General features: G+C 57.6%; 17 protein-coding genes and 1 pseudogene. 13 read left to right on the top strand and 5 right to left on the bottom strand.

Translation table 11 applies throughout. The annotated features are described in order from the left end of the window. The first annotated feature begins 45 nt into the window (after positions 1-45). The 4 genes and pseudogenes from GHO25_RS11620 (at position 46) to GHO25_RS11605 (ending at position 4,202) form a co-directional block, all read left to right on the top strand. Positions 46-822 carry a class I SAM-dependent methyltransferase gene (locus GHO25_RS11620; RefSeq protein ID WP_153390832.1) on the top strand — a complete coding sequence of 259 codons (777 nt, stop codon included), beginning with the start codon at positions 46-48 and terminating at the stop codon, positions 820-822. 202 nt (positions 823-1,024) lie between these two features. Next, positions 1,025-2,866, top strand: a complete 1,842-nt coding sequence (locus GHO25_RS11615; protein WP_153390831.1) for a phospholipase effector Tle1 domain-containing protein — start codon at positions 1,025-1,027, stop codon at positions 2,864-2,866. Further along, positions 2,859-3,515, top strand: a complete 657-nt coding sequence (locus GHO25_RS11610) for a DUF2931 family protein (RefSeq protein ID WP_153390830.1) — start codon at positions 2,859-2,861, stop codon at positions 3,513-3,515. The genes GHO25_RS11615 and GHO25_RS11610 overlap by 8 nt, the downstream gene beginning before the upstream one ends. A 30-nt stretch (positions 3,516-3,545) precedes the next feature. Then, positions 3,546-4,202: pseudogene (locus GHO25_RS11605) on the top strand (DUF2931 family protein). Positions 4,203-4,274: 72 nt separating this feature from the next. Here GHO25_RS11605 and tal read toward each other — a convergent pair. Next, a complete protein-coding gene (tal, locus tag GHO25_RS11600) occupies positions 4,275-5,198 on the bottom strand; it encodes a transaldolase (RefSeq protein ID WP_153390829.1) in 924 nt (307 codons plus the stop codon). 211 nt (positions 5,199-5,409) lie between these two features. Here tal and GHO25_RS11595 point away from each other — a divergent pair, with 211 nt between their 5' ends. The 6 genes from GHO25_RS11595 (at position 5,410) to GHO25_RS11570 (ending at position 16,072) form a co-directional block, all read left to right on the top strand. After that, positions 5,410-6,078 carry a DUF3313 domain-containing protein gene (locus tag GHO25_RS11595; RefSeq protein WP_153390828.1) on the top strand — a complete coding sequence of 223 codons (669 nt, stop codon included), beginning with the start codon at positions 5,410-5,412 and terminating at the stop codon, positions 6,076-6,078. Between the two features lie 153 nt (positions 6,079-6,231). Next, the gene (gene tpx / locus GHO25_RS11590) at positions 6,232-6,732 is read left to right on the top strand and encodes a thiol peroxidase (protein WP_048368980.1); all 501 of its coding nucleotides are present in this window, start codon (positions 6,232-6,234) and stop codon (positions 6,730-6,732) included. A gap of 349 nt (positions 6,733-7,081) precedes the next feature. After that, a complete protein-coding gene (locus GHO25_RS11585) occupies positions 7,082-8,383 on the top strand; it encodes an MdtA/MuxA family multidrug efflux RND transporter periplasmic adaptor subunit (RefSeq protein ID WP_153390827.1) in 1,302 nt (433 codons plus the stop codon). Beyond that, positions 8,380-11,481, top strand: a complete 3,102-nt coding sequence (locus GHO25_RS11580; RefSeq protein ID WP_153390826.1) for an MdtB/MuxB family multidrug efflux RND transporter permease subunit — start codon at positions 8,380-8,382, stop codon at positions 11,479-11,481. The genes GHO25_RS11585 and GHO25_RS11580 overlap by 4 nt, the downstream gene beginning before the upstream one ends. Beyond that, positions 11,478-14,585, top strand: a complete 3,108-nt coding sequence (locus GHO25_RS11575) for an efflux RND transporter permease subunit (protein WP_153390825.1) — start codon at positions 11,478-11,480, stop codon at positions 14,583-14,585. The genes GHO25_RS11580 and GHO25_RS11575 overlap by 4 nt, the downstream gene beginning before the upstream one ends. After that, on the top strand, positions 14,582-16,072 hold the full coding sequence (locus tag GHO25_RS11570; RefSeq protein ID WP_048368984.1) for an efflux transporter outer membrane subunit: 1,491 nt from the start codon (positions 14,582-14,584) through the stop codon (positions 16,070-16,072). The genes GHO25_RS11575 and GHO25_RS11570 overlap by 4 nt, the downstream gene beginning before the upstream one ends. Positions 16,073-16,289: 217 nt before the next feature. On the opposite strand, the gene GHO25_RS11565 is transcribed toward GHO25_RS11570, so the two are convergent. From GHO25_RS11565 to GHO25_RS11555, 3 genes are all read right to left on the bottom strand, one after another. Then, positions 16,290-17,369, bottom strand: coding sequence for a GGDEF domain-containing protein (locus GHO25_RS11565; RefSeq protein ID WP_153327410.1), 1,080 nt, complete (start codon positions 17,367-17,369; stop codon positions 16,290-16,292). A gap of 144 nt (positions 17,370-17,513) precedes the next feature. Beyond that, positions 17,514-18,230 carry an HPP family protein gene (locus GHO25_RS11560; RefSeq protein WP_153390824.1) on the bottom strand — a complete coding sequence of 239 codons (717 nt, stop codon included), beginning with the start codon at positions 18,228-18,230 and terminating at the stop codon, positions 17,514-17,516. A gap of 190 nt (positions 18,231-18,420) precedes the next feature. After that, positions 18,421-18,690 (bottom strand): hypothetical protein, encoded by a 270-nt coding sequence (locus tag GHO25_RS11555; RefSeq protein WP_153390823.1) that lies wholly within the window; start codon positions 18,688-18,690, stop codon positions 18,421-18,423. Positions 18,691-19,349: 659 nt separating this feature from the next. Here GHO25_RS11555 and GHO25_RS11550 point away from each other — a divergent pair. From GHO25_RS11550 to GHO25_RS11540, 3 genes are all read left to right on the top strand, one after another. Beyond that, positions 19,350-19,754 (top strand): TraR/DksA family transcriptional regulator, encoded by a 405-nt coding sequence (locus tag GHO25_RS11550; RefSeq protein ID WP_048368987.1) that lies wholly within the window; start codon positions 19,350-19,352, stop codon positions 19,752-19,754. Positions 19,755-19,943: 189 nt separating this feature from the next. After that, positions 19,944-21,287, top strand: coding sequence for a phospholipase effector Tle1 domain-containing protein (locus GHO25_RS11545; protein ID WP_153390822.1), 1,344 nt, complete (start codon positions 19,944-19,946; stop codon positions 21,285-21,287). A 125-nt stretch (positions 21,288-21,412) separates the two neighbouring features. Further along, a complete protein-coding gene (locus tag GHO25_RS11540; RefSeq protein ID WP_153327403.1) occupies positions 21,413-21,631 on the top strand; it encodes a hypothetical protein in 219 nt (72 codons plus the stop codon). On the opposite strand, the gene GHO25_RS11535 is transcribed toward GHO25_RS11540, so the two are convergent. Beyond that, positions 21,619-21,858, bottom strand: a complete 240-nt coding sequence (locus tag GHO25_RS11535; protein WP_048368990.1) for a DUF2789 family protein — start codon at positions 21,856-21,858, stop codon at positions 21,619-21,621. The genes GHO25_RS11540 and GHO25_RS11535 overlap by 13 nt on opposite strands. Positions 21,859-21,949 lie beyond the last annotated feature (91 nt).

The following is a 21,949-nucleotide window of genomic DNA, read 5'->3' as shown; positions in this document are numbered from 1 at the left end:
ACGATTGGGCTATGGTTGGGCAACCATTCCAAGCGGAGCCAGACGATGAGCGACTCAACCCTTCATCATGCTGCGGCTGAGGGCTATGCCCAGGGCGCTGATACTTATGTTCGTGGGCGCCCTGATTACCCGCCCCAGGTCAGCGCCTGGCTGACTGACACCCTGGGCCTGCAGCCTGGCCAGACGGTACTCGAAGTGGGTGCCGGAACTGGCAAATTCACCCCGCGCCTGTTGCAGACCGGCGCACGGGTGATCGTGCTTGAGCCGGTCCAAGCCATGCTCGCCAAGCTGTCAAAGGCCCATCCTGAGGTCGAAGCCCATCAAGGCACCGTACAAGCCATTCCGTTGGCCGATGCCAGTGTCGACGTGGTGGTGTGCGCACAAGCCTTTCACTGGTTTGCCAACCATGAAGCCCTGGCCGAGATCCATCGCGTGCTTAAACCGGGCGGGCGCCTGGGGCTGATCTGGAATCTGCGTGATGCCAGCGTACCGTGGGTGGCGGAACTCGATGCGTTGGTCAATCAATGGGAGGCCGATGCGCCACGCTTTTACACCGGCGCCTGGCGTCAGGCGTTTCCGTATGACGGCCTTGGGTCGCTGCAAGAGCAACGGTTCATTCAGCCTCACAACGGGCCGGTCGAAGACGTGATTTTCAATCGCGTGCGTTCCACCAGCTTTATCTCGGCACTGGCGCCTGATGAGCGGGAAAAGGTTGAGCAGCAGTTGCGTGAGTTTGTCGCATCACACAGCGTGTTGAATCACGGCGGGGAACTCAGCGTGCCGTACATCACTTACGCGTTTGTGACGCAGAAACCGGCGTGATCCCCCCTCAACTCTCGGAAAGCTACGCGTACTACAAACCAAACGGATCCTTCTGACAGGGTAGTTCCGCACCCCCTCGGCATACTGGCTGGGCGCCGCTAACTGGCAATTTGACAGTTAGCGGGCACTCAACCTTCCTTAACCAGGATGCCGACATGACCCTATTACACAACAACGCTAACGCCTTGCCCGGTGCCTGCGTATGAAGCGCATGAACATCACCGTCGGGTCCAGGACCACGGTGGGCGGCGTGGTGGTGACGGGCTGGGAGCTGATGACAATCAACGACCAGATTCTGGCCCGCGAAGGTGACAGCATCGAGTGCCCGGTGTGCGGCAGCACAGGCGTTATCGTACTGTGCGGCCCGCGTCATGATGAATTGCTGGGAGGGCGGCAAGCTGCGCTGGAAGGTGATTTGTGTCAGTGCCTGTGCCGGCCTGCGCCGCGACTGATCCCTGACCAATACATCAGAGGCCAAGTGTTGGGAGATGCCAGAGGGCCTCAACAGAGTTACATGGAGTATTTGGCTCAGTGGCCCGAATCGCCGGCACCCAAAAAAACAGCCCCCGCCAGTGCTGAACCCGAGCTGGAAGAAGAGGACGAAGAAGAGGAACTGGAATCCGGCATCACCTTGCATGTGGGCCTGTTCTTCGATGGTACCGGCAACAACCAGGGCAACAGCGAGGCGGCGCGAGGTTGCCTGGCCATTAGCTTGGGTATTGGTCAAAAGGAAGGCGAGGATATACGTCAGCATTGCGCGAGCTTTGGCTTTGACGGTAAAGGAAACTCGCCGGATAACAGCTATAGCAACGATGTCACCAATGTGGCGCGGCTTTATGACTTGTATCCGGATCATGCGGATACGCAATTGCCGCAAGGAGCTGAAGAGGCGTTTCTCAGTGTTTACCTAGAAGGTATCGGTACAGTCACGGGGCAAGCTGACTCGGTCTATGGCCAGGCCAGCGGTCAAGGCAGCACTGGGATTGTGGCGCGAGTTGAGCAAGCACCTGCCCTGATTTTGGAGCAGATTCGAAGGCTGCAAAAAATTAATCCCGGCATAAAAATTTGGCGAATCGTCTTCGACCTGTTTGGTTTCAGCCGTGGCGCTGCTGCCGCACGGCATTGTGCCAATGACTTGTTGAAGGGGCCGAAAAGCCTTATCGCCCAATCGATCCCTCCTGGAACGAAGGGCATGTCAGATGGCTTTAGATGGCGCCACCGAACAGATTTCAACCTCAACTTTATCGGCCTGTTTGATACGGTGCCTGGGGTGGTTGCACCTTTAAGCGGCGACTTTAGCCCGCACAACGCCAGTAACCCGGGCCTTGACCTGTACCTTGCGCCCGGCATTGCACGCCATGTGGTGCAATTTGTGGCGCGCCACGAATATCGTCATAACTTCTCACTGGTTCGTACCGACAATGACATCGAGCTGCCCGGTGTCCACTCCGATCTTGGTGGCGGTTATTTGCCTCTGGCTACCGAAAAAGTGCTGCTGAGCAGACCCCAGAGCAGTCAGGTGCCTGTCGACATGCCAGAAACCTCCACGGTCGCTTATGACCGAGCCCGTCAGCTCATGGGGGTTATGCTGCCGGATCTGGAGCCCTATCTGCAGCGCTGGAGTATCGACACATGGGCGGTGGTTCTGCCTTACAACAAACGCCGTGACATGTTCGCCGAGAAACGCGTGTATGCCTCCCTACGCAGTGAGCGGCAAGTGCATGGCCAGTTGTCACTGATTTACTTGCGGGCCATGCGCGAGCTGGGAATACGAAACGGGGTTCCTTTCAAGGACGTTCCCAGGACCCCGGCATTTGCCTTACCGGCAGACCTGCATTCCATCGCCATCAAACTGCAAGCCTATGCCGTCGGCGACAGCTTTCCCGGACTGACCCATGAAGAGGTGGCTTTACTACAGCGCAAATACATCCACTTGTCAGGCAATTGGAATGCTGCCAGCGGCAAGAACAATAGCGACATTGAGGTGCTCTTTATCAATCGGCCGGCTGCGGGCGGTAAACGGGCGGTGCATCCCAATGAATAAATTCAAGCTGCTATGGGTATGCGGTGTGTTTGGGTTAATAGCTGGCTGCGCCAAGGGCAGCAACGGGCTGCCCTATGAGGGATGGCGGCTTGGATTATTCGCTCCCAATTACATGGAGGTGTGGATCGAAACCGCAGATGCGGTGGATGTGCGAGACCGTGTATTCAAACGAGCCATGAGCGGAACTTCAGCCATTCAGACCCCTAAAAACCTCAAGGGCAACCCGCGCGGCTGGCCCAGCTATCCCGGCTGGGGTAAAGGTAAATATGTTTACGGAGCTGCGGTACCGCGCTTGATCTATGTGCGCTGGCAATCATTGGTGGAGCCACAAACCTACGAGGCTTATATCGTGATCCCCACAGCCATTCAGCAGGCCATGGTCAAGCCTGAGAAAGCCTTTTGCGAGTTCGATGGCAAATGGATCACTGATTACCGCAAAGGTGTGACGGTAGGACTGGCACCCGGCGGTATTGCCAAAGTGTGGATTTCAGGCCCTTGTGTCAGCCCAATCGAAGTGGCCAGGGTTCAAGGGGAAGTCGTTAAAGAAGGGCCTTCTGGCGGCCAGACTAATGGCAAATATGCCTTGCCGTTAGAGCCAGAAACAAAAGCCTACATCGAAAAATACGGGGTGCCCTATGGCTCTTGGTAAAGGGCCGCCGCACGTGGGCGGAGCATCCCAATGAATGAATTCAAGCTGCTAGCGATATGCGGTGTACTTGGGTTGATGGCGGGCTGTGCCAAGGGCAACAACGGGTTGCCCTACGACGCATGGCGCTTAGGGCTGGGAGCGCCTGATTATATGGAAGTTTGGATTGAAACCGCTGATGCAGTAGATGTGCGAGACCGCGTATTCAGGCGAGCCATGAGCGGAGTAGCCGCTATCAATACACCTAAAAGCCTCAAGGGCAACACGCGCGGCTGGCCCAGCTATCCCGGTTGGGGCGCAGGCAAGTATGTTTACGGGGCAGCGGTACCACGCCTGATCTATGTGCGCTGGCAATCACTGGTGGAGCCGCAAACCTACGAGGCTTATATCGTGATCCCCGAAAGCATTCAGCAGGCCATGGTCAAGCCTGAAAAAGCTTTTTGTGCCGCCGATGCCAAATGGATCACCGGTTACCGTAAAGGCGTGACCGTAGGGTTGGCCCCCGGCGGTATTGCCAAAGTGTGGATTTCAGGACCTTGCGTCAGCCCAATCGAAGTGACCAGGGTTTAGGGCGAAGTCGTTAAGGAAGGGCCTTCAGGCGGCCAGACTAATGGCAAATATGCCTTGCCGTTAGAACCAGAAACAAAAGCCTACATCGAAAAATACGGGGTGCCTTATGGCTCTTGGTAAAGGGCCAGCGCGCCTCGCGATCTGTGTTATGGCCAATAGATCGCGAGACGCGCCAACAGAAGGGGGCAGCCGTTATTTACCTGACAACAGGGCTTCAAGTTTTTCCTGGTCGCGGGCGAATTGGCGGATGCCTTCGGCCAGTTTTTCAGTGGCCATAGCGTCTTCGTTCGAGGCCCAGCGAAACTGCGCTTCGTTGAGGGTCAAACGCGGCTCGCCGGTCGCGCCGGGGCTGAGTTTGCGCGCCAGTGCGCCGTTGTCCTGCGCCAGTTTTTCCAGCAGGTCCGGGCTGATGGTCAGGCGGTCGCAGCCTGCCAGTTGCTCGATCTGGTTGGTGTTGCGAAAGCTCGCGCCCATGACCACGGTTTTGTAGTCATTGGCCTTGTAGTAGTTGTAGATGCGGGTTACCGACTGCACGCCCGGATCATCTGAGCCGGTGTAATCAATACCGGTGGATTTCTTGTACCAGTCGTAGATACGGCCCACGAACGGCGAGATCAAAAACACCCCGGCATCGGCACAGGCTGCGGCTTGGGCAAACGAGAACAGCAGGGTCAGGTTGGTCTGGATACCGGCTTTTTCCAGCTTCTCGGCAGCACGGATGCCTTCCCAGGTCGACGCCAGTTTGATCAGTACGCGGTCGCGGCTTACGCCGGCCTTGTCATACAGCTCGATTAATTGATTGGCTTTTTGCAGCAGGGCTGGCTCGTCAAACGACAGGCGCGCATCGACTTCGGTGGAGATACGGCCCGGAATGACCTTCAAGATACCGCTACCCACCGACACCGCGAAAAGATCGCAGGCCAGGCCAACATCACCTTTGGCGTGGGTAATAGCGTTTTTCAGCAGGTCGGCATAACCCGGCAGGGCTGCGGCCTTGAGCAGCAGGGAAGGGTTGGTGGTGGCATCAACGGGTTTGAGGCGGGTAATCGCGTCGAGGTCGCCGGTGTCTGCGACCACGGTGGTGAACTGCTTGAGTTGTTCCAGCTTGGAAGTCATGAGCGTCTCTGTCTCAAAGGTATTAATGGCTGTACAGATGGAGTACGTCGTCGAGCAAAAGTTCTTTAAACGGTAAGTGGCAGAATGCCGCCGAACAAGGTCGTTGTGCAACCGATCAGGAGATTTAATCGCGAGAAAAGCAATCTGTGGAGGATTGGCTATACCTACAACTCCATGTTCAAACGGTTGCGTCTCATACAGGAGTTTCACCATGAAACCTGGGTTGATGATCGGTACGTTATGCTTGGCTACGCTGGTACTGGCCGGATGCGCCAGCAAGGTTCAGCAACCGGATGAATACTCCGGCTTTTTAAAAGATTACAGCCGACTTAAAGAAGCCCGGTCGCCTTCAGGGGCTGAGGTCATGCGCTGGGTTGATCCCACGATCAAGGTCGACCAATACACCAGCGTGTACATAGAACCGAGCCAGCTCTATCCGGCGCCAAAACCTACCGAGAAAATTCCGCAAAGCACGTTGAACGCGATTACGGCCTACTACGATCAGGCGCTCAAACGTGAGATCAGTAAAGTGCTGCCGTTGGCCAGTGCACCAGCCCCGGGGGTGATTGTGGTTCGCCCGGCGATTACAGCCGTCAGCAGCCAAACGGAAAGCCTGGCACCTTATGAGTACATCCCTGTCGCTCTGGTGGCGGCGGCGGTGACGACGGCTTCGGGGATCCGTGATCAGGAAACCCAGTTGTCTACCGAGGCCGTTTTTATCGACGGGAAAGATCAGCATGTTGTTGCTCAAGTGGTGCGCAAAGGCACGGGCAAACCGCTGAGCAATGCCAGCCAGGTGATGAAGGCAGATGACGTGAAAGCAGTGATCGATGGCTGGGCGTCGGACATGCGCCAGTCATTTCAGAAGGTCAAGGATTAGAAGAGCCCTGGCACGCGGCGACATCCCTTTGGCAGTGCCGGGCCCCTCTTTTTGTCACACCCGGCATGACAATTTGTGCTCCGGGCATAGGTCGCGTGCGCGTTTCGTGTTTAACTTCCGGCTCTTCAAAAACAGTTAAAAAGGACATCGTTCATGGCTCAAGTGACGCTTAAAGGCAACCCTGTTCAAGTCGACGGCGTGCTGCCTGCAGTAGGTTCCAAAGCGCCAGCGTTTTCGCTGGTTGCCGGTAATTTGTCCGATGTAACGCTGGCCGATTTTGCCGGTAAGCGTAAAGTGCTGAACATCTTCCCAAGCGTTGACACCCCGACCTGCGCAACGTCGGTACGCAAGTTCAACGCACAAGCCAACGAACTGGCCAACACCGTGGTGCTGTGCATTTCGGCTGACCTGCCATTCGCTCAAGCGCGTTTCTGCGGTGCCGAAGGTCTGGAAAACGTACAAAACCTGTCGACTCTGCGCGGTGCCGAGTTCATCAAGAACTACGGTGTGGCAATCGCTGATGGCCCGCTCAAAGGCCTGACTGCTCGCGCAGTGGTTGTACTGGACGAAAACGACACTGTGCTGCACAGCGAACTGGTTAAAGAAATCGCTGAAGAGCCTAACTACGAAGCAGCGCTGGCTGTTTTGAAGTAAGTCGTACAGCAACACCGAAAACGGCCTGGCATTGAATGCCAGGCCGTTTTTTATTGCCCGTAAAGATCAAATAATCAAACCGGCCTACGTAATGTCACACAGGTTCTAGACACTCTGCGCGGCACAATTGAGGCAAGGGCTGCCCTAAGTCTGGATTATTTGAGGTTGAGTGTTGGTGTTGGAAACTAAACAGATCAAAGTCCGGGCAGGCCTTTGTCGTGAATGTAAAGCAGGTCTTTGACGCGCTATAACGTAAATAGCCGGTAAAGAGCCTTTTCATAACTGTCTGCACTGCTTATCTTTCAGGCTCCTGAAATTAAGCGCTCGCGCCCAACTGGTTGATCACTCAATGCAATCCTCTGTTTCTCGCACTTCTCGTCGCTGGCTGGTTGGCCTGCTGATTTTGCTGATCGTTGCTGGCGTGAGCTGGTTGCTTTGGCCCGCATCGGCGAAAAAAGGCCAGAACGCGCAACCCGCCGGGCACACCAGCCGCACGGGGGCGATGCGCCCGGGCTTTGGTGGCTCAACGTTACCGGTGCCGGTTCTGGTCGCAGAGGTGACACGGGGGGATTTCCCGATCTACTACAAGGCGTTGGGCACGGTCACTGCGCTGAACACGATCAATGTGCGCAGCCGCGTGGCAGGCGAGTTGGTCAAGGTCTACTTCAAAGAAGGGCAGATGGTTAAAGCTGGTGAATTGCTGGCAGAAATCGACCCGCGCAGCTATCAAAATGCACTGCTGCAAGCCGAAGGCACGCTGTTGCAGAACCAGGCCCAGCTTAAAAACGCCCAGGTAGATGTGCAGCGCTATCGCGGTCTCTACGCCGAGGACAGCATCGCCAAGCAAACGCTGGATACGGCCGAAGCCCTGGTCAGCCAATATCAGGGCACGGTCAAGACCAATCAGGCGGCCGTCAATGATGCCAAGCTCAACCTTGAGTTCACCAAGATTCGGGCACCGATCAGCGGCCGCGTGGGCTTGCGCCAGCTGGACGTCGGTAACCTGGTCGCGGCCAACGACACCACCGCGCTGGTGGTGATTACTCAGACCGAGCCAATTGTGGTCAGCTTCACCTTGCCGGAAAACAACCTGGCTCTGGTACTGGAGCGTTATCGCAGCGGTGCAAAACTGCCGGTACAAGCCTGGGATCGCGGTGATCAGAAAGAGTTGGCCAGCGGCGTGTTGAGCAGTATTGATAACCAGATTGATGTCACCACCGGCACCTTGAAGTTCAAGGCGCTGTTCGAGAACCGCGATCAGGCGCTGTTCCCCAACCAGTTCGTCAACGTGCGCCTGCTGGCTGACACCCTCAAAGGTGTGATTCTGGCCCCGACAGCAGCACTTCAGTACGGCACCAATGGCTCGTTTGTCTATGCAATGGACGGTGATAAAAAGGTCAAGATCCGCACCCTCAAACTGGGTGCGACCGATGGCGACCTGACCGTTGTCAAAGAGGGCCTGGAGCCGGGTGATCGTGTCGTGCTCGAAGGTACCGATCGCTTGCGCGAAGGCAGTCTGGTCGAAGTGGTCAGCAACAGCAGCGAAGTACCGACATCGGCCGCAGGGCAACTGCAAGGTGGTCCGGATGCAGATGCCGATCCAAGTGCTGCCAAAGCCCAGGGTACGGGCAAGGGCAAGGCTGGCGAATGAATCTGTCGCGGCTGTTTATCCTGCGCCCGGTTGCAACCACGCTGTGCATGATTGCCATCGTCTTGTCCGGGATCATCGCGTATCGCCTGCTGCCGGTGTCGGCCTTGCCTCAGGTCGACTATCCGACCATCCGCGTGATGACGCTTTACCCCGGCGCCAGCCCGGATGTCATGACCAGTGCGGTGACGGCGCCCCTTGAGCGCCAGTTCGGGCAAATGCCCGGCCTCACGCAGATGGCCTCGACCAGTTCCGGTGGCGCTTCGGTATTGACCCTGCGCTTTAACCTGGACATGAACATGGATGTCGCCGAGCAGCAGGTGCAGGCCGCGATCAACGCCGCGACCAACCTGCTGCCCAAGGACTTGCCGGCAACGCCGGTGTACAACAAGGTCAACCCGGCCGACACCCCGGTGCTTACTTTGGCGATTACCTCTAAAACCATGCTGTTGCCCAAGCTCAACAACTTGGTCGATACCCGCATGGCGCAAAAAATTGCCCAGATCAATGGTGTGGGCATGGTCAGCATTGCCGGCGGTCAGCGCCAGGCCGTGAGGATCAAGGTCAACCCCGAGGCGCTGGCCGCCAATGGTTTGAACCTGGCGGATGTGCGCACCCTGATCGGCGCCTCCAACGTCAACCAGCCCAAGGGTAACTTTGACGGCCCGACGCGGGTGTCGATGCTGGACGCCAACGACCAGTTGAAAACCGCGCAGGAATACGCCGAACTGATTTTGGCCTACAACAATGGCGCGCCGTTGCGACTCAAAGACGTGGCAGAAATCGTCGACGGCGCCGAGAACGAACGCCTGGCCGCCTGGGCCAATGAAAATCAGGCGGTATTGCTCAATATCCAGCGTCAACCCGGTGCCAACGTGATTGAAGTGGTGGACCGGATCAAGGCGCTGTTGCCGAGCATCACCAACAACCTGCCAGCCGGGATTGATGTCACCGTGCTGACCGATCGCACGCAAACCATCCGCGCCTCGGTACGCGATGTGCAGCATGAATTGCTGATTGCTATTGCGCTGGTGGTGATGGTGACCTTCCTGTTTCTGCGTCGCGCCAGCGCCACGATCATTCCGTCGATTGCGGTGCCGTTGTCGCTGATCGGGACGTTTGGCGTGATGTACCTGGCCGGGTTTTCGGTCAACAACCTGACACTGATGGCCCTGACCATTGCCACCGGCTTTGTGGTCGATGACGCCATCGTCATGCTGGAAAATATTTCACGCTACATCGAGGAAGGCGAAACCCCGATGCAGGCGGCCCTCAAGGGCGCCAAGCAAATCGGTTTTACCCTGATCTCGCTGACCCTGTCGCTGATTGCCGTGCTGATCCCGCTGTTGTTCATGGCGGATGTGGTCGGTCGGCTGTTCCGTGAATTTGCCATCACTCTGGCGGTGGCGATTCTGATCTCGCTGGTGGTGTCGCTCACCCTGACCCCGATGATGTGCGCACGCTTGCTCAAAGCCGAGCCCAAGCCAGAAGAGCAGGGCCGTTTCTACCGGGCCAGCGGTGCCTTTATTGACTGGATGATCGCCGAGTACGGGCGCATGTTGCAGTGGGTGCTCAAGCATCAGCCACTGACATTGCTGGTGGCCATCGGCACCCTCGCGCTCACGGTGTTTCTGTACATGGTGGTGCCCAAGGGGTTCTTCCCGGTGCAAGACACGGGCGTGATTCAAGGGATTTCCGAGGCGCCGCAGTCGATTTCGTTCAGCGCCATGAGCCAGCGTCAGCAAGAGCTGGGCAAGATCATCCTGCAAGACCCGGATGTTGAGAGCCTGTCGTCTTACATCGGTGTGGACGGCGATAACGCCACCCTCAACAGCGGGCGCATGCTGATCAATCTCAAGCCCCACAGTGAGCGCAGCGACAGTGCTTCAGCAGTGATTGCGCGTCTGCAACCGCAGGTGGACAAGCTGATCGGGATTCGCCTGTATATGCAGCCGGTGCAGGACTTGACCATCGAAGACCGCGTCAGCCGCACTCAGTACCAATTCAGCTTGTCATCGCCGGATGCGGAGTTGCTCAGTACCTGGAGCCAAAAACTGGTGACGGCCTTGAGCAACCAGCCAGAACTGACCGATGTCGCCAGCGACCTGCAAGACAAAGGCTTGCAGGTGTTTTTGGTCATCGACCGCGATGCCGCGTCGCGCCTCGGGGTGTCGGTTGCGAACATCACGGACGCACTGTACGACGCCTTCGGCCAGCGGCAGATTTCGACCATTTACACCCAGGCCAGCCAGTACCGAGTGGTATTGCAGGCCAAAGATGGCGAGAAAATCGGCCCGCAGTCGCTGGAGCAGATCCACGTCAAAACCACGGATGGCGGTCAGGTCCGGCTGTCCAGCCTGGCCAGGGTTGAAGAGCGTCAGTCGCAACTGTCTATTTCCCACATCGGGCAGTTCCCGTCGGTGATGGTCTCGTTCAACCTGGCGCCCGGCGTGGCGCTGGGGCAGGCGGTCGAGCTGATTGATCAGGTGCAAAAAGACATCGGCATGCCGGTCGGCGTGCAAACCGAGTTCCAGGGCGCTGCACAAGCGTTCCAGGCGTCGTTGTCGAGCACCTTGCTGCTGATTCTTGCGGCGGTGGTGACCATGTACATCGTGCTGGGCGTGCTCTATGAGAGCTACATCCACCCGATCACCATCCTCTCGACCTTGCCGTCTGCGGCCGTCGGCGCCTTGTTGGCGCTGATTCTCAGCGGCAATGACCTGGGTATGATCGCGATCATCGGCATCATCTTGCTGATCGGCATCGTCAAGAAGAACGCGATCATGATGATCGACTTCGCCCTCGACGCTGAGCGCAACCAGGGCATGGCCCCCCATGACGCGATTTACCAGGCGGCGCTGCTGCGTTTCAGGCCGATCCTGATGACAACCCTGGCCGCCTTGTTTGGTGCCGTGCCGCTGATGCTGGCGACCGGCTCAGGCGCTGAGTTGCGTCAACCGCTGGGTCTGGTGATGGTCGGCGGTCTGCTGGTGAGCCAGGTGTTGACGTTGTTTACCACCCCGGTGATCTATCTGTACTTTGATCGACTGGGCCGCCGCTGGCGCGGTAACACGGTAACCGCTGAGCAGGCGTCGTTATGAACCTGTCCGGCCCGTTCATCAAGCGCCCGGTAGCGACCATGCTGCTGAGTCTGGCAATCATGTTGCTGGGCGGTGTGAGCTTTGGTTTGCTGCCGGTGTCGCCGCTGCCGCAAATGGATTTTCCGGTGATCGTGGTGTCTGCCAGTTTGCCGGGCGCCAGCCCCGAGGTGATGGCATCTACCGTGGCCACGCCGCTGGAGCGATCCTTTGGCGCGATTGCCGGGGTCAACACCATGAGCAGCCGCTCGAGCCAGGGCTCGACGCGGGTGATTTTGCAGTTCGATCAGGACCGCGACATCAATGGCGCGGCCCGAGAGGTGCAGGCGGCGATCAACGCCTCGCGTAACCTGTTGCCCAGCGGTATGCGCAGCATGCCGACCTACAAAAAAGTTAACCCGTCGCAAGCACCGATCATGGTGCTGTCGCTGACGTCCGATGTGTTGGCCAAGGGCGAACTTTACGATCTGGCCTCGACCATCCTCTCGCAAAGCCTGTCGCAAGTGCCTGGGGTGGGCGAGGTGCAAATCGGCGGCAGTTCCTTGCCTGCCGTGCGTATCGAGTTGGAGCCGCAACTGCTGAACCAGTACGGCGTGGCGCTGGATGACGTGCGCAACACCATTGCCAACGCCAACGTTCGCCGGCCCAAGGGCGCCGTGTCGAATGATGAGCATAACTGGCAAATACAGGCCAATGACCAACTGGAAAAGGCCAAGGATTATGAGCCGCTGATCATCCGTTACCAGGACGGTGCGGCTTTGCGTCTGAGCCATGTTGCCAAGGTCCAGGACGGCGTTGAAGACCGCTACAACAGTGGTTTTTTCAACAATGATGCTGCGGTGTTGCTGGTGATCAACCGTCAGGCCGGGGCCAACATCATTGAAACCGTCAACGCGATCAAGGCCCAGTTACCTGCCTTGCAAGCGGTCCTGCCGGCCAGCGTCAAACTGAACCTGGCCATGGACCGCTCCCCGGTCATCAAGGCCACGCTGCATGAAGCCGAGATGACCTTGCTGATTGCCGTGGCGCTGGTGATTCTGGTGGTGTTCCTGTTTCTGGGTAATTTCCGTGCTTCGCTGATCCCGACCCTGGCGGTGCCGGTGTCGCTGGTGGGTACTTTTGCCATCATGTACCTGTTCGGCTTTTCGCTGAACAACCTGTCGCTGATGGCCCTGATCCTGGCCACCGGGCTGGTGGTGGACGACGCCATCGTCGTGCTTGAGAACATCTCACGGCATATTGATGCCGGGATCTCGCCCATGAAGGCGGCGTACCTGGGGGCCAAGGAAGTCGGCTTTACCTTGCTCTCCATGAACGTTTCGCTGGTGGCGGTGTTTTTGTCGATCCTGTTTATGGGCGGGATCATTGAAAGTCTGTTCAGGGAGTTTTCGATCACCCTGGCGGCGGCGATTGTGGTGTCGCTGGTGGTATCGCTGACCTTGACCCCGATGCTCTGCGCGCGCTGGCTCAAACCCCATGTGCCGGGCACTGAAAACGCCATGCAGCGCTGGAGCATCCGGCTTAACGACCGCATGGTGCTGGGCTATGCCCGCAGCCTGGATTGGGTCTTGCGGCACAAGCGCCTGACCCTGCTCAGCCTGTTGCTGACCATCGGCGTAAACGTGGCGCTGTACGTGGTGGTGCCCAAAACCTTTATGCCACAGCAAGACACCGGGCAACTGATTGGCTTTGTGCGCGGCGATGACGGCCTGTCGTTCAGCGTAATGCAGCCCAAGATGGATATCTTTCGCCAGGCAGTGCTGGCAGATCCGGCAGTAGACAGTGTGGCGGGCTTTATTGGCGGCAACAGCGGCACCAATAACGCGGTGATGATCGTGCGTCTCAAGCCGATCACTGAGCGCAAAATTTCGGCGCAAAAAGTTATCGAGCGTTTACGCGACAACATGCCCAAAGTGCCGGGCGGACGCCTGATGCTGATGGCCGACCAGGACCTGCAATTTGGCGGTGGCCGCGAGCAAACCAGCTCACAGTATTCCTACATCCTGCAAAGCGGCGACTTGGGTGAGTTACGCACTTGGTACCCAAAAGTGGTGGCTGCACTCAAGTCTCTGCCCGAACTCACTGCCATTGACGCCCGTGAAGGGCGGGGTGCGCAGCAAGTCACCTTGGTGGTAGATCGCGATCAGGCCAAACGCCTCGGGATCGATATGGACATGGTCACTGCGGTGCTGAACAACGCCTACAGCCAGCGGCAGATTTCGACCATCTACGACAGCCTGAACCAGTATCAAGTGGTGATGGAGGTCAACCCCAAATACGCCCAGGATCCGCAAACCCTGGACCAGGTGCAGGTCATTACGGCCGATGGTGCACGGATTCCGTTGTCGGCCATTGCTCACTACGAGAACAGTTTGCAAGACGACCGGGTTGAACATGAAGGCCAGTTTGCCTCTGAAACCATCTCCTTTGACATGGCCCCCGGCGTTTCACTGGAGCAGGGCACCGCAGCGATTGAACGCGAGATCGCAAAATTGGGCTTGCCCGAAGAAGTGATCGTGAAAATGGCCGGTACCGGCGATGCCTTTGCTGCCACGCAAAAGAGCCAGCCTTTCATGATTTTGGGCGCGCTGGTGGCGGTGTATCTGGTACTGGGCATTCTGTACGAGAGCTACATTCACCCGCTGACCATCCTCTCGACCTTACCGTCAGCGGGGGTCGGGGCGCTGTTGAGCATTTACCTCACGGGCGGTGAATTCAGCCTGATTTCGTTGCTCGGGATCTTCCTGCTGATCGGCGTGGTGAAGAAAAACGCCATCCTGATGATCGACCTGGCCCTGCAACTGGAACGGCATTCGGAGATGGGCCCGCAAGAGTCCATCCGCAGCGCCTGCCTGCAACGTTTGCGGCCGATCCTGATGACCACCTTGGCGGCCATCCTTGGCGCCTTGCCGTTGATGCTCAGCCATGCCGAAGGCGCCGAGATGCGCCAGCCCTTGGGCCTCACCATCATCGGCGGGCTGGTCTTCAGCCAGATCCTGACCCTTTACACCACCCCGGTGGTTTACCTCTATCTCGACCGTGCGCGCCATCGTTTCAACCAATGGCGTGGTGTGCGTACTGATGCTGCTCTGGAAACTCCGCTATGACCTCTCGTTTGCTTAACCTTGCTCCGGCTTTGTCGCCACAACGTTGGGCGCTCGCCCGTGGCTCGCGTCTGCTGGGCTTGGTGCTGACCGGCGTGCTGCTCAGCGCCTGTGCGGTGGGGCCGGATTACCAGCGCCCTGAACTGGCCGTGCCGCAGCAGTTCAACGCGGTTGATGGCTGGACTCAGGCCAACCCGAGCGATGCGCTGGAGCGGGGCGCCTGGTGGGAGTTGTACGCTGACCCGCAGCTCAACGCGCTGGTGGCCAAGCTCAACAGCAACAACCAGAGTGTTGCCCAGGCCGAGGCGCAATTTCGCCAGGCCCAGGCGCTGGTGCGCAATGCCCGTGGAGCCTTCTTGCCGAGTGCTGATTTAAGTGTGGGTAAAACCCGCTCCAGCCAGGGCACTGGCAGTTCCAACTCCAGCCTGACCAGTTCCAGCAGCGGTATTCGCGACACCTTGAATGCGCAGGTCGGCGTTAGTTGGGAGGCCGATGTCTGGGGCAAATTGCGTCGCGGCCTTGAGGCCAATGAAGCCAGCGCCGAAGCCAGCTATGCCGACCTGGCGGCCATGCGCTTGAGCCAGCAGTCGGAGCTGGTGCAGAACTACCTGCAACTGCGGGTTATTGATCAGCAGAAGCGATTGTTAGAAGCGACCGTCGAGGCGTATGAGCGGTCGCTGAAAATGAGCGAAAACCAGTACCGCGCCGGGATCTCCGGTAAAGATGCGGTGGCGCAAGCGCAGACCCAATTGCGTAATACCCAGGCCAGCCTGATCGACCTGATCTGGCAACGTGCCCAGTTTGAAAACGCCATTGCGGTGCTCACCGGTCAACCGCCGACGGGCTTCAAACTGGCAGAAATCAACGACATCCCCAAGCTGCCGGCGATCCCGGTCAGCGTGCCTTCGCAACTACTTGAGCGGCGCCCGGACATTGCCTCGGCAGAGCGCTCGATTATTGCCGCCAACGCCAACATAGGCGTGGCCAAGGCGGCGTACTACCCGGACTTCAGTCTGAGCCTGTCCGGCGGCTACAGCAGCAGCCAGTATCAGGACTGGATCAGCGCGCCAAACCGGTTCTGGTCGGTGGGGCCAAAAATTTCATTACCGTTGTTTGATGGCGGCCAGCGTTCGGCCGAAGTGGACCGTAATGAAGCCGTGTATGACCAGACCGTGGCCAAATACCGCCAGACCGTGCTTGATGGTTTCCGTGAGGTGGAAAACTACAGGATCCAGTTGAAAGTGCTGGGTGATGAAACCGTGGTGCAAGAGCAGGCGCTGGAATCGGCCCGCGAATCACTGCGTCTGACCACCAATCAGTACAAAGCGGGTTTGATTGCGTATCTGGATGTCGTCAACGTTCAAACCACGGCCTTAAGCACCGAGCGCAGCGTCTTGAACCTGCTGCAAAGCCGCCTGATCGCCAGCGTGCAATTGATCGCCGCGCTGGGCGGTGGCTGGGACGGAAAAATGGAAGTGAGCGAGCGCTAGGGCCTGCTCAGGCTACGTCCGGCGTAGTCGCTGACGAGGCACGAAGGCTGCGAAAGATCAAAAGATCGCGAGGCAAGCTCGCTCCTACAGTTGGTGATTTACAAAGACCCTGTAGCAGTTGACGAGCTTTGCGAGGCTACGTACCGGCGTAGTCGCTGACGAGGCACGAAGGCTGCGAAAAATTAAAGGATCGCGAGACTTAGTGCGTTCCGTAGCCTCAATCAGCATGAAACGTGAACCGGTCCTTGCCACTATTTTTGGACGCGTACAGCGCTTTGTCCGCCTTGGCCAGGGCCTGGTTGAGGGTGTCGTGGTCGTCAACCCTGGTCAGGCCGATGCTGATGGTCACCGGGTATTGATGCGGGTCTTCGCGCACCTGACGGCACAATGCATCCATCAGCACTTCAACGTCATCCCGGCGCACGCCTGAAACGTACACGGCAAACTCTTCCCCGCCCAGGCGCGCATATTCATAGCCCTGCACCACGGCTTTGATATTCGCTGCCGTGCGTTTGAGCACTTCGTCGCCAATGTCATGGCCGTACAGGTCGTTCACTTTCTTGAAGTTGTCGATGTCGATCATCGCCAGGTAGTGATCGTGCTCACGGGGCCTGATGCCCAATTCGCTGCCAGCCCGCGCCATAAAGGAGCGGCGGTTGGGGATTTCGGTGAGGGTGTCGATGTAGGCCTGCTCAATCAGCAGTTTGGACAGGGTGTAGTTGAGCAGTTTCACACGGCGTAATTTGAAAAAACTGTAAGTCGTCAGGCAGGCCAGAAAAGAGTAATAGCAGAGGAGCATGCTGCCCCGCAGGTCCATTAACGATATTTCAGTCAGCACAAACGGGTTAAGCACTACGACGGTTATGGCCAGGGTGCTGATGAATGCCCCACGGCTCAAGGGCAGGATCGAGGCGCAATACAGCATGCTGGAGGTCGCCAGGGTCAGCCACACGGCTTGTTCGGTCTCTGGCAGGCCCTCAACCAGCAAGCGTATGCCGATGCTGATCACCAGCACAAAGACCACGTTCAGCAGGTTGAATTGTTGAGCCGTGCGCAGAAAGCCGATAAGAAGGGTGAGGCCGACCATGGTGGCGATGAACAGCATGGAAAGCCCGGTGAACCCCTGACCGCCCTTGGTGCTGACAATCAGGTCAAACATCAGCCAGATAATGGTGCTGGCGATATAGGTCAGGCTGCAAAACGTGCGCAGTTTCTCAAAGTCATGCTGGGCAAATTCAGCTTGCAGGGCGGGTGGTGCAGCCTGCCGGGATACTTCGTTCTCGATGGTTCTGAGCATTGCGAGCCTTGATCACGTGGAGTGTGGGATCCGAGTGATCAACTGTGTGTGACTACAGCCCGCCCGGACGACGCTTCAGTAACCCTAGCAGGAGTCTGCAGGTTTTCGACAGGCGCCGTATCAGGCATGAGGCTCGCTTATGCGCTAGGCGCTTTCGGCAAACACCTCGCGCACACTGCGTCGGCGCGCATTGTGCTCGCTGGCGCGTACCAGGGCTTCGAGGTCTTCGGGTGTCACGTCAATAAACGCGTCCATTTGCTCCATGGCTTTTTGCAAGTCTTCAGCAGTAATGCCGGCCTCTCCGGGGATATGCGGAGCCACAATGGTCGGTGCCGGTTCAGCATTTTTTTTAGGGTAACGCACGCGCGTCAGGTTGTTGTAGACCAATGCTGCCAGCAGCATGCACACCGCGCTGAGCATCACGGGGGCGAGCATGCCCCAGCCCAGGCGGGCGCTGTCCGGGTCTGCGAGGACTACCAGCAAGGCCAGTGCGCCTGCCGGTGGGTGCAGGCAGCGCAGCAGGCACATGATGAGCATCGCCAGGCCTACCGCCAGGCAGGCGCTGTCCAGATTGCGGCCGAAAAAATGCACCACGCCCAATGACACTACCGTTGCACACAGGTAGCCGCCGACAATCGACCAGGGTTGCGCCAAGGCCCCGGAGGACACGGCAAACAGCAAAATGGCCGAGGCCCCCAAAGGGCCAATCAGGTGCATGGCCACGGGCAGGCCAAAGAACAGGCTACAGACCCAGACACACAGCAGTGTGCCCAGCGAGACGCCTATCGCAGCGCGGCTCCACTCGGTGGGGCGGGTATTCGTGGCCGCAGGCAACAGGCGGCTGATCCAGCTGTTTTGCATGGTGGGGAAATCCGGAATCTGGCAACGAAGGGATAAAAAAAGGGCCGTGCGGGTTTCCCGGCAAGCCCTTAAAAGTGTTCCTTTATTGGGGGAGGAACGTGCGCAGTGTGCTTGCGTCGTTTGCAATCCGCAAATTCATAATAATGATGCTTAACTGCATTTTTATTGAGTTAAGGTGCGCCTGTGCAGGCTACGGCAGTGTCGGTGCGCAGGCGGGTGAGTCCGAGGTGGATGATTTGCCCAGCACGCGGTCATACACGTCATTGCTCAGCAACTGCCTCTCAATCAGGCCACGCAATCCGCAACTGTTGGCCAGCGGCACTTTTAGCAGCAGCAGGGCATCGCGCAGTGTGCTCAATCGCTCCAGTTCGGGCAGTCTCACCGCGTGCACTGGCAGAGGGATAATTGGCACACTTGGCGCCCGTGCGGGTTGATCGTCGGCAAACAAGGAATAACTCATCACGTCGTACCCCTGAACAAAGGCTATTTATTATCTGGCAGTCGGTTCGGTTAAAGCGTTATGCGCTGGCGATACAAGCAGTGACATATCGATCATTTACTTGGCGTGGGATATGGGATTTGGTCGAGTGATTGTAAAGCGCGATTCCCGCGCAGTATTGTCAGGCAGTGCGTAACTACCAATAAGATTTACGGAGAAGTTTGTGGGATTTTTCAACCCAAGAAGCGGGAGACGTAGCGCGTTAAAGTCGCACGTAGAGATGACTGCAAACGTTCGCGTGTTGAGCCTGGGTCTTACTGATTTTTACTCTGATGTAACAATCCGAACTATTTTCGGTTGAGGTTAAAAGGTCAGGGCTCGGCTGCCTGAGCGAAGCCTTTATTCAAAGGGTGATGATTTTCAGCAGCACGATTGAATTTCTTGCTATAAACGCACTCCATTAGCCCCTCTGAACGGTTTTTTCGTCTCTTTCCACGTTTAGCTGGACAAATAGCTGTCATTTCAGTTGCTGACTCGATAAGTCGGCCTTAGACTGCCGCCCCTCGTAAATTGAGTGCCGGGTGGCGCTTGAGATAGATGGCACCTAACGGGTTTGGATAAAGAACGATCCGATCGCTCCCCATTTCGCCTTAATGCACGTATTTTTTATAGAGAAATCAATGACAAAGGAACAGTTGCTGGCCATGCCGGCGGATGACTACATGAATGCCGAGCAGCACTCTTTTTTCACTGAGTTGTTGCAAGGCATGAAGGTTGAAACCCACGAACGCATCGAGCAAAACCGCATTGCGATCGAGAGCCTGGACACCCCGGCCGATCCTGCGGATGCCGCCTCGGTTGAAGAAGAACGTACGTGGCTGGTGAACGCAATCGATCGTGACCAGCGCATGCTGCCTCAGCTGGAACAAGCGCTGGAGCGCATCAAAGAAGACAGCTTCGGCTGGTGCGACGACAGCGGCGAGGCCATTGGCCTGAAGCGTCTGCTGATCAGCCCGACCACCAAGTACTGCATCGAAGCTCAAGAGCGTCACGAGCAAATCGACAAGCACCAGCGTCAAGCCTGAGTGCCTGACCTTGCCGGGGCCGCACGGCCCCGGTAGCTTTTGGGTTCTGCGAGCATTCGCTTTGCTGCCCGTTCCGCCTTGTAAAACCTTGTACAACAATCTCCGCGCGTTGAGTGGGTCCCTCCGGTGAAGCACCTTATAGTTGCGCGGCATTTTTACGCGTGGCCGATTTGATCGAGGGTGAAACTCATGGGTGATTCAAGCAACACAAAACACGTGTTGCGGGTGGGTGTGTTTTTTGATGGCACCGCCAATAACCAATTCAACAGTGCATCGGGTCAGGCCCGAATGGCGCAAGGGCTTAGGGTCGAGAGCGACAGCAGCTACGCCAACGCAACGACCAATATTGCCGCGCTGTACCAGCATTACCCGGCGCAACAGACTTTCGATACCGACGGCAACGCCGTGACGTCTCTCTATATTGGCGGTATAGGGACTACCACAGGCTCGGCGGATACGCGTTTTCCGGCCCAGACCTATGGCCGTGGCAGCAGCGGCGTAGTGGGCAAGGCAGAGCTGGCTTACGCGCAACTGCTCGAGTGCATGACGCATTTTATCCAGACCGCGCCAGCGGCTTCTTTGAGCCGGTTACAGCTGGATATTTTTGGATTCAGTCGTGGCGCGGCCGCCGCCCGGCACTTTGCCAACCTCGTCATCAGCGGATCCTTTAAGTCGCAGTTCAGCCTGGCCGCAGATTTTGAGTGCGAGATTGCCTTTATCGGCTTGTTCGATACTGTCGCCGCCATGGGTGGGCTGGCAGACGGCGGCGATATCAGTGACGACATCAACCCCGGCCTTAACCTGTACCTGAGCCCTGGCTGTGCGAAGTATGTTGTGCAGTTGGCTGCACGTGATGAGCAGCGGCGCAATTTTGCGCTCAACAGCATCGCTGGGCAGTGGCCCATGGAAATCGCCGTCCCCGGCGCGCATGCCGATGTGGGGGGCGGGTATCCGGCGTTGATGTCCGAGCAGGTGTTTTTGACGCGCTGGCAAACCAATCTGGTCAGCCCGTCCACACCCATCAACCTGACCCACGCTTGGCAGCGCGCGAGTGCAGAACTGACACAGTGGCAGGCCCGGGACGTGTTGGACCCCACTGACCCGGATCGCCTGCTGCAAGTGCGCAGTGATTCACGCCGCCAGGGCAGCCGCGAAGACCCCATGCAACAAGTACTGGCCGCAGTGTTTATGCAACGCCGGGTATTCGGTGATTTGGCGCGGGTGTACCTGCGCATCATGCACAGCCTGGCGTGCGAGCAGGGCGTGCCGCTCAAGGCATTGACCGAGGCTGCTTGCGCACTGCCTGACGAACTGCTGCCCATTGAAGCAAGTCTTCAGGCGCAAGTGCGTCTTGGGGCTGTTGATTTGAGCGATGAGCAGGAGCGGGTTTTACGTCAGCGCTACGTCCACCAATCGGCTAATTGGAATGCCTCGGTGGGTTCGGGTGAAGGGATTATCGATCAGGCTTTTTTCAATCGACCGCAGGAAGGCGGGCGCTTGATCTATGAGCAAAAGGCCCCTGTATTCGGGTAAGCCTACAGCGGGATTGTTACAGGTCATGCAATGCATCTATTCGGTACATAGCTTTTTCCGCTGTCACGGAAGCACTAACATAGCCGGCATCGTTAGGAGACTAACTAATTAGCGGAGTGACCCTCATGACCAACCAGGTCGATGTAGCCGTGATGATTGGTAGCGGTGTTCCCAAAAGCTTGCGCGCTTTGGGCCAGAAGGCTTGCTGGGTAGTACTGGTGAATGGTGAGCAGCGGGGGACGGCGTTCTCAAGCCGGGTCGAAGCAGAAGAATGTCGCACGGCGTGGTTGGCGCAACTGGGCGCCAACCTTGGCACACGGCTAGAGCACGCTCAGCGTGCTTGATGCAGGCGTTCGTTGAGTTCGTCGATAACAATGGCCCAGTGATCGTCAGCGGCGATTTTTTCTTTTAGAAACTGCGATTGAGCCGCGGTCCAGAAAGGCGCATCGGCCAGTTTGACGTCTTCAGCCAGTGTCGGGGTCTTGAGAAAAAACGCGTCGATCGACGCTTGATCAGCGTCCAGACCCAGTTGTTCAAACAACGCTTGCAGGGTGACAGGGGTATCGTCCATGTTCATTTCCTTGAGTGGGTGCTCAGCTTTGAGGCCTGCGAGAGCAAAGAGTTCGAGGCCAAGCCTAGAATAGAAACATGAAACGTGTTGT

Origin of the sequence: Pseudomonas sp. FSL R10-1350 (assembly GCF_009600525.1) — a bacterium.
Taxonomy (GTDB): domain Bacteria; phylum Pseudomonadota; class Gammaproteobacteria; order Pseudomonadales; family Pseudomonadaceae; genus Aquipseudomonas; species Aquipseudomonas helleri.
This window is presented reverse-complemented; position numbering and strand designations above follow the sequence as displayed.

Coding starts and splice junctions, on each gene's coding strand:
- tpx (WP_048368980.1), top strand. CDS start 6,232: ATGGCTCAAGTGACGCTTAAAGGCAACCCTGTTCAAGTCGACGGCGTG.
- GHO25_RS11545 (WP_153390822.1), top strand. CDS start 19,944: ATGGGTGATTCAAGCAACACAAAACACGTGTTGCGGGTGGGTGTGTTT.
- tal (WP_153390829.1), bottom strand. CDS start 5,198: ATGACTTCCAAGCTGGAACAACTCAAGCAGTTCACCACCGTGGTCGCA.
- GHO25_RS11555 (WP_153390823.1), bottom strand. CDS start 18,690: ATGAGTTATTCCTTGTTTGCCGACGATCAACCCGCACGGGCGCCAAGT.
- GHO25_RS11540 (WP_153327403.1), top strand. CDS start 21,413: ATGACCAACCAGGTCGATGTAGCCGTGATGATTGGTAGCGGTGTTCCC.
- GHO25_RS11610 (WP_153390830.1), top strand. CDS start 2,859: ATGAATAAATTCAAGCTGCTATGGGTATGCGGTGTGTTTGGGTTAATA.
- GHO25_RS11550 (WP_048368987.1), top strand. CDS start 19,350: ATGACAAAGGAACAGTTGCTGGCCATGCCGGCGGATGACTACATGAAT.
- GHO25_RS11580 (WP_153390826.1), top strand. CDS start 8,380: ATGAATCTGTCGCGGCTGTTTATCCTGCGCCCGGTTGCAACCACGCTG.
- GHO25_RS11615 (WP_153390831.1), top strand. CDS start 1,025: ATGAAGCGCATGAACATCACCGTCGGGTCCAGGACCACGGTGGGCGGC.
- GHO25_RS11570 (WP_048368984.1), top strand. CDS start 14,582: ATGACCTCTCGTTTGCTTAACCTTGCTCCGGCTTTGTCGCCACAACGT.
- GHO25_RS11560 (WP_153390824.1), bottom strand. CDS start 18,230: ATGCAAAACAGCTGGATCAGCCGCCTGTTGCCTGCGGCCACGAATACC.
- GHO25_RS11535 (WP_048368990.1), bottom strand. CDS start 21,858: ATGGACGATACCCCTGTCACCCTGCAAGCGTTGTTTGAACAACTGGGT.
- GHO25_RS11585 (WP_153390827.1), top strand. CDS start 7,082: ATGCAATCCTCTGTTTCTCGCACTTCTCGTCGCTGGCTGGTTGGCCTG.
- GHO25_RS11595 (WP_153390828.1), top strand. CDS start 5,410: ATGAAACCTGGGTTGATGATCGGTACGTTATGCTTGGCTACGCTGGTA.
- GHO25_RS11565 (WP_153327410.1), bottom strand. CDS start 17,369: ATGCTCAGAACCATCGAGAACGAAGTATCCCGGCAGGCTGCACCACCC.
- GHO25_RS11575 (WP_153390825.1), top strand. CDS start 11,478: ATGAACCTGTCCGGCCCGTTCATCAAGCGCCCGGTAGCGACCATGCTG.
- GHO25_RS11620 (WP_153390832.1), top strand. CDS start 46: ATGAGCGACTCAACCCTTCATCATGCTGCGGCTGAGGGCTATGCCCAG.